This window comes from Paenibacillus sp. R-74696, assembly GCF_055814915.1.
Window position 1 is genome coordinate 689,133 of sequence record NZ_JBPULM010000045.1, and the last position, 14,589, is coordinate 703,721.

The 14,589-nt window shown below is 46.0% G+C and carries 11 protein-coding genes; 5 read left to right on the forward strand and 6 right to left on the reverse strand.

The features are described from left to right. Positions 1-2,166, reverse strand: coding sequence for an HAD-IIIC family phosphatase (locus tag ACSR9A_RS23290; protein ID WP_473760237.1), 2,166 nt, complete (start codon positions 2,164-2,166; stop codon positions 1-3). A 297-nt stretch (positions 2,167-2,463) separates the two neighbouring features. Here ACSR9A_RS23290 and ACSR9A_RS23295 point away from each other — a divergent pair, with 297 nt between their 5' ends. Continuing rightward, complete coding sequence (locus ACSR9A_RS23295) at positions 2,464-2,853, forward strand: VOC family protein (protein WP_473759793.1); 390 nt, start codon at positions 2,464-2,466, stop codon at positions 2,851-2,853. A 2-nt stretch (positions 2,854-2,855) separates the two neighbouring features. On the opposite strand, the gene ACSR9A_RS23300 is transcribed toward ACSR9A_RS23295, so the two are convergent. Next, a complete protein-coding gene (locus tag ACSR9A_RS23300; RefSeq protein ID WP_473759795.1) occupies positions 2,856-4,487 on the reverse strand; it encodes a hypothetical protein in 1,632 nt (543 codons plus the stop codon). 481 nt (positions 4,488-4,968) lie between these two features. Here ACSR9A_RS23300 and ACSR9A_RS23305 point away from each other — a divergent pair, with 481 nt between their 5' ends. Beyond that, a complete protein-coding gene (locus ACSR9A_RS23305) occupies positions 4,969-5,277 on the forward strand; it encodes a hypothetical protein (RefSeq protein ID WP_473759797.1) in 309 nt (102 codons plus the stop codon). 26 nt (positions 5,278-5,303) lie between these two features. Beyond that, entirely contained in the window at positions 5,304-5,474 is a 171-nt protein-coding gene (locus tag ACSR9A_RS23310; protein WP_473759798.1) for a hypothetical protein, read from the forward strand. Between the two features lie 406 nt (positions 5,475-5,880). On the opposite strand, the gene uidA is transcribed toward ACSR9A_RS23310, so the two are convergent. From uidA to ACSR9A_RS23330, 4 genes are all read right to left on the reverse strand, one after another. Next, a complete protein-coding gene (uidA, locus tag ACSR9A_RS23315) occupies positions 5,881-7,680 on the reverse strand; it encodes a beta-glucuronidase (protein ID WP_473759799.1) in 1,800 nt (599 codons plus the stop codon). A gap of 68 nt (positions 7,681-7,748) precedes the next feature. Next, positions 7,749-9,101 carry an ABC transporter substrate-binding protein gene (locus ACSR9A_RS23320; RefSeq protein WP_473759800.1) on the reverse strand — a complete coding sequence of 451 codons (1,353 nt, stop codon included), beginning with the start codon at positions 9,099-9,101 and terminating at the stop codon, positions 7,749-7,751. 27 nt (positions 9,102-9,128) lie between these two features. After that, a complete protein-coding gene (locus tag ACSR9A_RS23325) occupies positions 9,129-9,959 on the reverse strand; it encodes a carbohydrate ABC transporter permease (RefSeq protein WP_046229276.1) in 831 nt (276 codons plus the stop codon). 13 nt (positions 9,960-9,972) lie between these two features. Continuing rightward, entirely contained in the window at positions 9,973-10,926 is a 954-nt protein-coding gene (locus tag ACSR9A_RS23330; protein ID WP_473759801.1) for a carbohydrate ABC transporter permease, read from the reverse strand. A gap of 189 nt (positions 10,927-11,115) precedes the next feature. Between ACSR9A_RS23330 and ACSR9A_RS23335 the strand changes: the two genes are divergently transcribed. Next, complete coding sequence (locus ACSR9A_RS23335; RefSeq protein ID WP_473759802.1) at positions 11,116-12,921, forward strand: sensor histidine kinase; 1,806 nt, start codon at positions 11,116-11,118, stop codon at positions 12,919-12,921. After that, positions 12,914-14,518 (forward strand): response regulator transcription factor, encoded by a 1,605-nt coding sequence (locus tag ACSR9A_RS23340; protein WP_473759804.1) that lies wholly within the window; start codon positions 12,914-12,916, stop codon positions 14,516-14,518. Before ACSR9A_RS23335 ends, ACSR9A_RS23340 begins: the two co-directional genes overlap by 8 nt. The last annotated feature ends 71 nt before the right edge of the window (positions 14,519-14,589 follow it).

Here is a 14,589-nt window from a genome sequence, read left to right on the forward strand (position 1 = left end):
TCACTCGCTCTCTTCCCGAAGCAGCTGCTCGATTTCTTCTTCCGTCAGGTTTTCCAAGGCCGCTAATTGTTCCGCAATCGAGTCTTCATCAAAGCTGCTGAGCAAGCTGGTTTCGACAGCCTCGGCAAGCCCTGCAATTGTAAGTGACCCTTCGAACAGTACCGTCATTGGCAAATCCACTTCAAATTCCTCTCGAATTCTGGACAAAATCTGAATCGCTTTGATGGATTCGCCGCCCACCTCAAACAAATTATCCATTACTCCGATTTGCTCAATGACTAAAACATCTTCCCAAATGTTCAATATTCTTTTCTCGAATTCATTCCTTGGAGCTACATACTCCGCCCGCTCGCCAGTCTTGCCTTGCGAGGCCGCCTCCACTTTGGCGTGTATGCTTCTCGACGTATTCAAATACCTTCCAATATCGTCCAGCACATCTAAAATGACCGGATCAGCACCGCTTGCCGTCTGCTGTGCGGCTGCATGAACCTCCTCACGTATGTGGCCGGCTTGTTCCAGGTAGGCCGTAAAGTCTATTGCTATCGCAAACGCAGCCGTGAACGCATACACTTTATTTTCAGCCGAGGCTGCTACGTTCTGTGCTCCTATTAAGTCTAAAAACTGCGCGGCAGGCTGGTTCTTGGAGGTTGGAACAAAAACAACGTCCACTTGGCCCAGACCTTTGTCCGCCGCCAATTCGCCAAGTTTCGCAAGCATGGTATACTCTATTCCTTTGCCTAAAGCTCTGCAGCTAAGAAGGAAGCTGTCCACGATGAGCTTCGAACCCTGCTCGCGGCATACAACCAAACCTACTATTCCATAATCTCCAAACCTATCACTGGCAGCTACGGTAAAGCAGCTCACATTCTCTTCGCTGCCTATCCTTTTAAGCTCCGCTTCAGAGTGCCTAATCGTAGTAAAGTTAAATTGATTCACCCTTTGAGTCAATTGAGCGGCTCTTGCCAGCTCTGCATCACCTAGCGGAGAAATGCTGACGCTTAGCTCCAGCCCGCTAATAAAAGCTTCGTAAGACAGCATTTCCTGCTGGAACTTATTCCGCTCCGTATTTTGCTTAACCAATTCCGTACGGCTCTCATCTGTAGCAGTCGTGTTTATACGGTCAAATGCCCAAATGTTGCTTAAGTAAAGCGGGATGTCCTCGTCATTTTCAGGCAAGCATAACGTTAGAACTTGAGGACAGCGCGCTTTAACCTCCATACATTCGACAGGGTTGTCGTCAATAAAGATGAAGCTGTCGAGGCCCAGATTCAGCTCTCTAGCCAATGCTTCCAAATTATCTGATTTGCGCTCCCAGTTGATTCTGGAAGCCGCGATATGTTCGGGCTTGATGAGCATATCGGGACGATTCAGCGCCTCTATGATATCGCTTTCATTGTTTTTGCTGCAAAGACATAAAAGCATCCCTAAGCGCTGCTGCTCCAGCATAAACGCCTGCAGCTGCTTTCGGTATGGGTCCACTTCAATCCCATCCACTCCGTCCTCGCCGCAAATGCCCTTCCACAGCGTCTGGTCGCAATCCAGCACAATTACTTTATAAGGCAAGCTTGTGGCCGAATAGATTTTTCTGGCAATGACCGTACCGAGCGCATCAAAAAAGATCTGTTTGTACGGAATATGGCCCATTTTATCCGAATGGAAATCATAGTAATCTGCTACGGGGTATAGTTCCAGAATTTCTGAGGAAGCAACTGGCACAATCCCATTCAATCCCTGAAGTCCTTGATATAATCGGTTCTCTATTTCCCTATAATCGCAAGCCGTTTCGGTGCTCCATTCCATTAGTGGCGAAGGAGGGCAAATACACACGATATGAATGGCTGATGTGGTTTCGACGGATGTTTTCACGGCATTCAGCAGATCAACGATATTTCGGTCGACTTTGGATTGTAATAAAGCATCCTTCCTAATCTCCGTTTCCAAACCATCCTCAACCCTGAACCAATCATCAAAACGAATGAGTATGACGTTGATCCCGTTGTTTTGGCGCATAGCGCTGTAAGGATCGAGCAGCTGTTTGAACACCTGATTCTCATATTGAATGGCAGCGTTTATTCCTAGCTTCTCCAACCAAAATACTAGAGACCTTCTAACTGGTTCTGCTGTAAACGTTGCCGAAAATACGAGATTTAAATCACGACTGGTCATATTCACGAAACTTCTCCCCTTGCTTAGAATAGGATAGCATTTTTACAGCCTTCTCTAGCTTTTAGCCGCTACATCTGGGAGTTTATAATTTTTTACAACAAAGTCAATTTTATCGTAGACTATCGTCGAATCGTTGTCAATGAATTCCCTTTTCTTGTCGATGATGTCAATTATCTTGTTTATTTGACACTAGAGGATTATATTATATTTGTGAAGTGGGCTATGAGACCCATAAGCCTTTGTATATTGATGAATAGGATGAATATGGAAAATAAACGGAAGTAGGAGTGGAATCATATGAAGGTCCATCATGTAGGGTACGTCGTAGAGGATATAGATAAGGCATTACAGGAGTTTATTGCCCTTGGATACGAAGTGGATGGTGAAAAATGTCAGGATGAACAACGGAATATAGTCATCCAATTTATTAAAAGCGGTACCTATTTAGTGGAGCTGGTTTGTCCGCTTAATGACAGTTCCCCGGTTAAAAATCTGTTAAAAAAAGTTGGCAGCACACCTTATCATTTCTGTTATGAAACGGCGAATCTCTCGGAGAAGACCGATCAATTGAAGAAGCTGGGCTACATAGTCATAGCCGAGGCTTTGGAGGCTCCGGCTATCGGCAATAAGAAGGTCGTATTTTTGTTCAAAAATAATGTAGGCATTATAGAATTGGTCGAGGAATAAGCTCAGATCGTTTCCTTGTACAGCTGGGGGGACTTCCATGTCTTGATGGTGCCATCCACGGCTTGCATATTGGCATGAAAAAATCCCTTCCCGTCGATAAATGCTGGAACACAGTGCTGCTTTGCCTCAATTGCAGCATGCAGTGCAAGAAGGGCAAGCGGCTCAGCTGTATCAAAATTCGCATACTTGCAGTTGCTTGCCGGCAGGAAATAGCCGAAATGAAATTTTCTGCTGACGATATTATCGCCTATTCTTCTAGCCATCTCCAAGTATTGCGAATGTCCGAATTTCGAATAAACATCAAGCATCGCATAAAGCGCTCTTGCATCGTCGCATGGCGCCTTGATATCCAGATCAGCATCCACGCCAGGCTCGCGGCCTATATCGCCGAGTCCATTCCCTTTGGCGATGCTTCTTGCCGCTTCCCATAGGCTTTCGTCGCCCGTCTGTATAAATGTCCTTACATAAGAAAGCAAAAATTTGCTAGTAGCGGGAAACTGGCCGATGATGGCGCCTTTATCTCCATAATAGCCGTCCCGTTTAAGGACGTATCCCGATAAATCCGTACCGTCGGTGAGCATCGGCTTAAACGCATTCTTTTCAGAAAGGTAGCCGTATTTCAAAAAAGCGCCGAGCCCTTGCCTTGACCATTGTGCCAGCTCCTTTACGACTTCCCCAATCGTGCTCACAAGCTGAAGCTGCATCAATGTATTTTCATAATAGACGGTAGAGGCCTGCGCTTCCAACAGCATTTTGCCTTCTAGAGCTGCGCCTCCAAACTCGGGACCGAATTGCCGCCCAGCCCTGTCCCCGAAGCGGGAATGCGTATTGCTGTCGTCATTCGTATGATACACTTTTCTCGCTTGATTAAATTGGTAGGCACCTAAGCCTGTATCCATATTTCTCGCCTTGTTATATTGGCGGGCAAGCCTCTTCAGCCAGAGCAGGGCTCCCTTCTCGCCCGCCAGCTTGTACAGCATCCCTGCCGCATAGATTAGATCATTTCCCGCGTTCAGAAAAGACAGCCCACTAACCTCTGAAAAAGGCTCCGCATCACGGAATTCGTGTGCCCACAGCCTGCTGCTTTTCAAGCCAAAGCTGCCGTGCCTGCTAATTTCGAGGGTGCTCCAATTGAAAACATGTGCATTCCATAACGCTCTAATGTAGTGAATGGTAGCTGCAGGGTCAACCTCGTACATGAGTTCATAATACGGAAAATGGTTTTTCAGCTCATGCACCATTCCGTTTTTTTCCTCTGCTCCGGCAACCTGCAGCGTTTTCAAATCAATCAGCCGGTGCCCGCCCCATTGCAGCAGGCCGCACTGGCTTTGAAGATGGTCAAAGTGAAATTTGATCGCTAATTTAGCAGCATTTTCATACTGCTCATCGCCTGTAAGCCTCGACAGCCCAACAAAGGTGCGAAAAAGGTTTTGCTGGCTCGCCAAATTGGACATGACCGCCTCGCGCCCTCCGGGAAACCGCCATGTGACAGGCTCCTTCGTCCTGACGTCAATTCCGTCTGCGAACAACGGGCTAGCCTCCCATCCACTGCGGCCCCTTCCCTCCTTAAGCACATGGTCTGCAAATGTTATGACCGTGTTCAATCGCTGCTGATCCCTCGTACTCTTTACCACCGATATACACCATCCTCTTGGATTTCCGGTATAAAGCTTCGATCTCCACATAAATTCTCTCTATGGTCAACAGCTTGTTTAGCAGATTCATAGCTAATATACCACACTTTATCCAGAATCTGTTATGGAATAGAGTGTTTAAAATACGATAAAGAAAAATCGCATTACGGATTACACCGTGGCAGGTAAAGACAATAAAGCCCTAGACATCCGTCGATTTATTCAACTAACCTTTCTTTTCAAAATAGATTATTGGAATGAAAATTAATTTCAAAATTAGTCTTGGGAATGCCCCCCTCCTCTCCGTGAGGAGGGGGGATATTATCGAGTTTTCTCATTCATTTTGCACGTCACTTACTCATAACCGAATGTAGTTCTCATAAAAACTTATAAAATTACATTTTTATTTACATTTTTATATTTTTAGTTACAATAAGTAAATCGAAACTATTAATACCAATTTAAAGAAAGGTTAATCATTTTGAAAAAAAGAATTAGTTTAATGCTATCTTTGGTTCTGTTTCTTACCCTCTTCCTTAACAGTTTTAGCTTTGCAGCCACCCCAATAGACCCATCTGTTAAAGGAGATATTGAATATCAAAAGGGCAACCTGGAAACTAACAAAACTGATTATGTAGAATATGATATCTTTTTTGAAGATGTCAATAACAAGGATCAAGGAATATCCGTTGAGATAGGAGAAACAAATTATTCACTTTCTTTTAACGGAAACACTGTACATGCAGATAATTATAACCCTCCTGTCTACTATGTTTGGGCACGTTCATAAGTTCGTTGAAGCTTGGAGGTAATAAAATGAGCATCTGGCTTGTATACATTAATTTATTTATCGCTGTTGTTCTTGTGGGATTAGGTATCTTTAAATTAATTACAGATACCTCACAAAAGAAAACATCTATTATCCTGATAATAGCAGGAACTATCGGTATTATAAGTTCCATTACTCAAATTCTAATTCGACCTTAAACATTTTTCGAAATAACTAAATGTTTTTAAATTAATAGTGTTCCTGAAAATATCATATTTTTTCGTTTGTAAATTTTATTTTTCAATACTTACCAAAAAGAGACGTGCAATTTTCCCCCTTGGATTTGGGTTGAATACAATTTCCTTGTACACATGTCACAACAATCGCTTCCCTCGCCGCCCCACGACAAAGAGCCTCCGCGCATCGACCCTATCGGTGCGCGGAGACTCACGAAGAAACAAGATATGGACCCTTACCTTTCTTCTAGCTGCCATATGTCAAGGCAAGCTTGGCGAACATATCTTCGAGAGTAAAGCGGACATCCACAAAATGATAGACGCGGCTTCACCATATATATGGTGTGATGAATCATCAAAGTATTAAAAATCAAGACTGGAAAACGGGCTAGCTCTTATAATAATAGTCCGGAATGGCTTCCCACCGTTTCTTCAGCTCGTGCGCCGCTAATTTTGGCTTGCGGTCACGCGTAAATACCCCTTTTTTATTGCCTTGAACGCGGAAGATGCCTTGACTGGTGTTGAAATCGGCAAAGTTCCATACATGCTCGCCGACAAAATTGCTGCACTCGTCGAACATCTCATGATTTGCTCGTAAAAATTCAGTCTGAAATTCCTCGGTAAACATGACGGGATCAACATCATGGAAGCCTGCGATCGTATCCGCGCCATATTCCGTCATGATGATTGGCTTCTCTGGGCAACGCTTCCCCCAGCCTTGGAGCTCCTGGCGGAGTCTCGATTTAGCAATCTCCCATTCCCCGCCTTCAACGTACCAGCCGTAATACCGATTCAAGCAGAGAACATCTACCAGATCCGATACCTTGCAATGCTCCGGGCTCCCTTCCTGAAGCGTTACCACTGTGACAGGGCGTCCTTGCGGGTCGCATTCCTTCGCATATCGGAGTAGCGGCTCGAAGTACTCGCGCGCCCCTTCCTCGGAAGTCGCAGGCTCATTGGCGATGGACCACATCACAACGCATGCATGATTCTTGTCTCTCGCAATCAGCTCGCGAATGGCTTCCCGATGCGCTTCATAGGTTCTCAGCTCTTTCCACGTGTCCCGTCTCTTCCCACCCGTCAGCGTTGGAATGAAGTTCAAATGCAGACCGACGGCAGCCACCTCGTCGATAACGACAAACCCTTCCCTGTCAGCCAGTCTCATGATTTCTTCCGAATATGGATAATGGGATGTACGGAACGAATTGGCACCCATCCACTTCATTAATCGAAAATCCATGACATTGGCCGCCTCGTTAATGCCACGTCCATGAATCGGCGAATCCTCGTGTTTGCCGAAGCCCTTGAAGTAGAACGGTTTGCCATTGATTAGGAATTTGCCGCTCGCCACTTCCACAGTCCGGATGCCAAAGGGTTGATCATACTCATCGATGATTTCTCCTCCTTGAACTAGCTCTACCTTTAACGTGTACAAATAAGCATTCATAGGCTCCCAAAGCTTAGCATCCGGCAGTAAGAAGCTTCCTTGCACCCCTTCTCCTTGGGCAACGATGCTTCCCACTTCATCTAGGATATGGATACGCACGTCGGATTCTCCGGTGCTGTCAATCTTGCAGCTCACTTCCGCGGAGCCGTCAGCCTTTACGCTTGATGTAATCTGTACATCTTGTATATAGCTGTGAGGCGTCGTATAGATCTTCACAGGACGATGCAGCCCCGCATAGTTAAAGAAATCGAAATTGGGATTATTTCGAGCGATTTTGCCCACTCCTTCAATATCTCGCTCCATGAAATGTCCCACGGGCAGCGTCGATTCGTCCAAAATATTATTGACGGCAACTGTGAGCCTATTTTTATGCGGCAGCAGATGACCGTTCAGTTCGACTTCGAACGGTGTAAAGCCGCCCGTATGCTCTACGGCCAGCGTTCCATTGATATACACCTTCGCTTCATGGGTGGCCGAGCTGAATCGAAGAACGATTCGCTGCGAGGCCAGCGTCTTCGGAATAATGATTTCCCGTTCGTACCAAACCCATCCTACATGATTTCGTATTTCGGCATTAACGCCGATATCGTTATAGGAAGACGGAACAGCCATCGCAATCGTGTCGCTTAGCGACTGCATCTGCCATCCTTCCAGTAAACCGATTCCGGGATCTGTCTTGAAATTCCAAATGCCGGACAAATCGATAACGCTGCGAGAAGACGTATTAATAGGGTATAGCATCCTTATCACTCCTCATAATGGATAATAGCTGTGCAGCGCGAATACCCATCCGCGCTGCACAGAACTTTTTACTGCTTGGAATCAATAATTTTCTGAACCTTTTCTTGTGTATTGCGAATCGTCGTATCAATGTCGATGCCGGATAACATCATTTTGTCGAATTCCTCCAGGAACACCTTTTCTAACTCTGCATGGTAAGGAACTGCGACAGCTGGGGTGGCCTGCTTCGTGTTTTCGAGAACGTACATTAAGGATTCCTTATCGATTTTTTCAGGTGTTTTCGTACCCGCAATAATGTTGTCTACAACCTTGTTCAGATCGGCTTTTTTCCACGATGGGAAGTTCTTGCCCTGCAGGACGATTCCTTCCGTTGTGAACCAGCGGATAAAGGTGTAAGCAGCTTCTTTATGCTTGGACTTGCTGTATACGCCAAATACGTCGCCACTGACATTGCCTGTGAGCGGATCCCCTGCGTTCATCGTCGGAAGTGGTGCGAACACGGTTTTGAACGTTGCAGGTACTTGCTCCGTTCCCCCTGCTTCCGGCACCAAGAAGGATGCCATCGTAATCATGCTCGTATCCTGGTTAAAGTATTGTGGACGGTAATTTAGCTTCTGGCTCACAATTTCTGAGTAAGGCGTTGCCGAGCCTTCTCGTTCCCCTTGCAGGCGAACTTCCAGCGACTTCCTGATTGCAGGAGTATCGATGTTTGCTTTCAAGCCATCGTCCGTCGTGAGATTAGCTCCGGTAGTCGATTGCCCCATATTCTGAATGAAATAACCGAATTGAATCCAGCTGTGGAAATAGGTGCCGTATTGTGTTTTGCCGTTTGCCGTCGTCGTCATCGCCTTGGCATACTCCATATACTGGTCCCAGGTCCATTCCTTAGGAAGCTCCAGTCCCGCTTCCTGGAGTCGGCTCTCATTAATGAAAACCATAGGTGTAGAAAGCTTGCCTGGCAAGCCATAGGTTACATCTTTGATTCGTGTGTCCGAGGAGTACTCGTCCGCCAGAGAGAAACCTTCCTTCTCTATATACGTATCAACTGGCTCTAACAAACCGAGCTCGGCGCGCTGGCTGAGAAACGACATATTACTAAACATAATAACATCCAAATCGTCGCCAGAAGCCGCGGCTAAATCCAGCTTTTTATAATATTCATTCGAGTTGTTGTCTTCTGCGGAGTTGAACTCCACCTTGATCTCAGGATGTTTCTTCTCGAACTCCTCGATTACGATATCCCAATTATCAGCTTTCTTCGGATACCAAGTATGCAATTTAATTGTGACTGCCCCGTCTGAAGAGCCCTTGCTTCCCGTCTCCTCCGCCGTACTATTGCCACCTGCCCCCGAGCATGCTGATGTTGCAAGCGCAACCAAAACTGAAACGACAGTCGCCTGAATCCATTTTTTCTTTAACATCGAAATTCCCCCTTGAATAATAGTTTTCTATCCTTTGACACTTCCCGAGGCCACGCCTTCAATCACTTGCTTCTGGCCTACAATGAAGATGATCAACAGTGGCAAGATCGCAGAAACAGCTCCCGCCATCATAAGCGAATAAAACTCTCCATTAAAATCGGCAAACTTCCGAATCCCCAGCTGAAGCGTGAACAACGCTTCAGAGCGTAGGAAAATAAGAGGATTCTGATAATCGTTCCATGTCCAAATGAAACGCAGAATCATATAAGTCGCAAGCGCCGGCTTGACTAACGGCAGCCCGATCCGAAAGAAAATAATCCAATGATTCGCGCCGTCGATTCGCGCAGATTCGATAATCTCATTATGGACGCTCATGAAGAACTGGCGCAGCAAGAACGTGCCTAATACTCCCGATGCTGCAAGCAATACAAGACCGAAATGGCTATCGAATAGACCAAGCCAGCGAAACATCATAAATTGCGGAACCAGGATGGCCTGAGAAGGAATCATGTAAGTAGCCAGCACTAAGATAAACATAGCTTCCCGGCCTTTGAAGATCACCTTGGAAAATCCATAAGCGGCCATAGCCGAGATGATTAGCGACAATGCGGTAGCCATCAGTGTCACTTTAATGCTATTCAAGTAATAAAGAGTGAAGGGAACAGCACCTGACCAGACTTGTGTGTAATTTTCTATCATGTACCATGTTTTCGGAATCCATTGTATGGGGTATGTCATAACCTCCAATTCAGGCTTGAACGAGGCCGATAACATCCAAATGAATGGCAGGATAAAAAATATCCCGACGATTCCCATTAGAGCCGTGACGATCAGACGGCTCGCGCTGACGGATTGCATATGTGTATTCCCCCTAGTAATTTACCCATTTCTTCTGACCCACCCATTGGATAAGTGTCACGAATAAGATCAGCAGCAGCAGCACGATCCCCATCGCAGACGCATAGCCGGATTGCAGGTTAACAAACGCCGCTTCGTAAAGGTAATAAACGATAACCGATGTAGAGCCAGCAGGGCCGCCGCTAGTCAACACCATAATGAGATCGAATACCTTGAACGAGCCAACCACCCCTGTTATGAGCAAAAAGAAGGTTGTCGGAGAAAGCATGGGCAAGGTAATAGTGAAAAACTGCCTCAGAGGAGAAGCACCATCTACATCGGCCGCCTCATAAATATCCTTTGGAATCCCCTGCAAGCCTGCCAAATAAATGACCATATTAAAACCAAGCGAAGTCCAAACCATAATAATCATGACTGCAATCAGTGCGAATTGCGGGTCCGCCAGCCAAAGTGGCGGATTCTCAATGCCTATCCCCCGTAAAAATCCGTTAATTGGTCCGCTGTTGGGATGGAACAAAACTCTCCATAATAAAGCGATGGCCACGAAACTTGAAATGAAAGGCATAAAGTAGATGACTTTGAAGAAATCTTTAAAGTAGGTTGCTTGGTTAATCAAAGCCGCGAGCACCAGCGCGAAAAGCATGGATACGGGAACAACCGCGATCATGATGACATTGTTCCGAAGTGCTCGATGGAATCCTTCATCATGCAGCAAATTATTATAATTCTCAAATCCGATAAAATTTAGCCCATCGAGCCCTGCAATGAAGTTCCACTCGGTAAAACTTATCAACCCTGACAAAATGATCGGGATAACGACCAGCGTCATAGTCAACAACAGCATGGGCAAAATAAATAGATAACCATTAATCATGTCGTAAAATCCTTGCTTGCGGATTCGGAGAGCCTTGCCTGTTTTCACCTCCTGATCCAAACCATTTCTCGTTGTCTGCTCCAAATTTGCCACCTCACTATCCTCTATGTCTTCCTCATTATAGGTGCCGCGTTCCATACAAACATGCAACGATTTTTTCTATAGTAAAAAAGTTTTGCGATATTTTTTCCCTCATTGCAAAAAATGTTGAATGAATCGTTCATCAGCATGCTGTAGTATTGCTTTATAAAGAAGAATGGCAACGAGGGGTGGCACAACATCATGCGTGTTATATTAAAGCTAAAACATTTATCCTTGCGGCAAAAGCTGATTCTGACATCGATTGCCTGTCTGGTATTGCCTACGGTAGCTATGCTGTATATTAGCAGCTACTACTCCAAGTTAATTATTCGAGAGCACACCCTTGAGAAAGCAACGCAATCCCTTGCCATTGTACAATCTCAAGCCAATGCGATTATGGAGGAGCTTGTGTCCATCTCAAATTTCGTCCAATTCGATCCCGAGATTAAAACCTTACTGGAGGAAGCCCAGGATCATCCGATTGCTGCTAGACAACTAACGACCCGGCTAGAGCAGATTGCGGGAGAGAAGCCGGACTTACGGCTAACTTTGCTGACAAGGGATGGCCGCGCTTATTCCGATTATTCCTTTTACGATTTCGAGCCTCAGCAATTTGCTCAGCAAGACTGGTTTGACAAGGCATCCCGACTGACGGCATACGAAACGTTGTTTTTGGGTGGATTGCGGAACTACTTGCCGCCGCTAGATCATGATCAAGGATATGTCTATTTAACCGCTCGGGCATTGACGGAGGCTATTGACAAAGCCCCCTTCGCCTATCTGATTGTCAGTCGAACGGAAGACTCCATTCGGGATCTGTTCGCTGGCCTAGAAGAGGATGTTTACCTGCTGAGTGACGAGAATATCATTTTATCCAATCGAAACGCTGACGTCATTGGTCAGCCCTTCGACACGATTATGAACGAGGAGACAAGCTCTTCACCAAGCTTTATTCACCTGCGAGGAGAGAATCAAATTCATCTCTCGCTTCCTCTTCGCTATGCGGACTGGAGACTCGTAAGTCTGGCGCCTTACGAGCAGCTTACCGGTAAATTAAATACCTTCTATCAGTCCGCCTTATTGCTTCAATCACTGTTTGCCATTTTTTTCTTATTTGCTTTGACCTATCTATTGGGTAGATTCACGAAACCGGTTCGATTGCTGGGCGAGGCGGTCAAGAAGGTGGAAGCCGGGGATTTGCAATATCGCTCCAATATTCGCGGGCGTGACGAGATTGGACGTTTGGGACGCTCATTCGACATGATGCTGGATCGGATTCAGCAGATGCTCCAGCAGGTAGAGATCGAGCAACAATTAAAGAGGCAAGCGGAAATGGCGATGCTGCAGGCGCAAGTACATCCGCACTTTTTGTTCAATGTCCTAAGCTCCATACGTTTGAAATTATTATTGAAGCATGATGAAGACACCGCCCATGTTGTCGGTTCTTTAGCCTCGCTGCTGCGGGCAAGCTTGATGAGGCAAAATGAATTCGTAACGCTTTATGCCGAGATTGAAACGACGATGCAGTATATTGATTTAATGAAATTTACGATGAGGTTCCCGACTGAGTGCCACCTGGACATTCAGCCAGACCCGCTAACCATCACCGTACCGAGGTTTATCTTGCAGCCAATCATCGAAAATGCTTATAAGCATGGATTTACGCAGAGCGGTGGTATCATTACGATTAAGGTAGTAACGGATGCCCATATGCTGCGTATCACAATCGAAGACAATGGTCTAGGCATGACACCCGAGACGCTTCAGAATTTGAAGAATCGATTCAATGTTCAGAAGCGGGACGTCATTGAGCAGATGATTGCGGAGGAGCGTACAGCCGCCTCAGGAATCGGATTATTTAATGTGTACAGCCGATTGAAGCTCCTTTACAGTGACCGCTTTGAGATGGACATTGATAGCGTGTATGGCAAACAAACGACAATCGTATTAATATTCCCTGCTGCTGAGCCAGCCGAATTTGTAGAGGTAGGTGAACACCATGTTTAAAGTCGTTATTGCAGACGATCATTACCCCGTGCTTGATTATTTAAGCAATATCATTCCTTGGACCAAGCTTGGCTTTGAGCTTTCCGCGCTCTGCTCCAATGGAGGTGAAGCATGGGAAGCCTGTCAAAACCAACAACCGGACATTCTCATTACGGATATTGGCATGCCCGTGATGGACGGTCTTGATCTCATCGAGAAGGCGCGCGAAGCGAATCCTCGTTTGAAAACCATTATTTTATCCTGTCACGAGGATTTTCAATATGCCCAAAGAGCCGTTAAGCTTAACGTCAACGATTATATCTTAAAGGAAAGCCTTCGCATGGAGCATGTCGTTACGGTTCTGCAGCAGCTTGCTTGCACGTTAGCCGAAGAGAAACAAGCCGAGAACAACCGTCTCCAGCTGCAGAACGTCGTGCAGCAAAATCTGTCCGTCATTCATACCCGATTTATTCGCAAGCTGCTGGAGCAGCCGATATGGAACGAAGCGGAGTGGAATGACGAAGCCGATAGAATGGGCATTCACCTCCGTGATGGCATGCCATATCTGCCTGTTGCGGTGCTACCGGAGCGCTCATTCGAGCTTGAAAGCCGGTTTGGCGGAGCCATGAATATGCAATTTGTCATCGACAACGCCTTGCAGGAATTAGTCCAATACGAAGGTGTTATCTTGCTTGTACCGAACGAACGCCAATACTTCCTTCTGTTTCCTTTCCCGGCCACGTTGAAACGCAATCTTCATGAGGACATCCGGGCGGAGCTGAAGCGTGTTCAACAATTAGTGCACCGACATCTCAGTATTGGGATATCATTCTATCGCGGTGATGTGGCTCGAGATTTCCTGCAATTGAAGAAGCAATTACAAGATTTAATGAATGTGAAGATGTTCCGTTTCTATGCAGGAGAGCTCGTCTATGCGGAGCTGCAGCCGCTCCAAACGACGAAAGAAGATTTGTTCCTGCATTATGCCAAGGCCTTTCAGGAGCTGAAGGATAGTATGCTTGGGGGAGAAAGGGAGCTCATTCATACTACGGTGAATCGATGGGGAGCATTCATTCAAGATCGCGTATATCCAGTTGAATCTGTGAAAAGCTGGATACTAAAAATGGCGTTAGAGCTAGAGCTCAAGTATACGGTGATGCAAAACTTCGTGATCAACTTCAACAGTGAGCTGCAGCAGCAGCAAATTGCTTCTATTGAAACGCTGAAGCATCTTTTGGAATGGCTGCAAATTTTTCTCGAAGAGAAGGCTACCGATATTCAGATGCTGCGCGACCATACGGTACGGAGGGAAATCGCGGAAGCCCAGCGCTATATTCAAACCCATATTGGAGAGAAAATCGCCATGGATGAGATGGCCCATCGGTTAAATCTGAATCCATCGCACTTCAGTCGTATTTTCAAGCAGGAAACCGGTGAAACCTTCGTCGAATTCGTCACGCGGACGAAGATGGAGAAAGCCAAGGAGCTATTGAATCAGTCCGACATGACCGTGGTAGAAATCGCGGAGCAGCTCGGCTACGAGCATACCAGTTACTTTATTAAGCTGTTCCGCAACGCCTCTGGCATGTCTCCGAACGAGTTTCGTAAATCTATGTGAGCACATGGGCTGGTGAACGAGTTGCAGCCCTTTACTCTTATCATAAAAAAAGCCCCTTCATAGGGGCAATC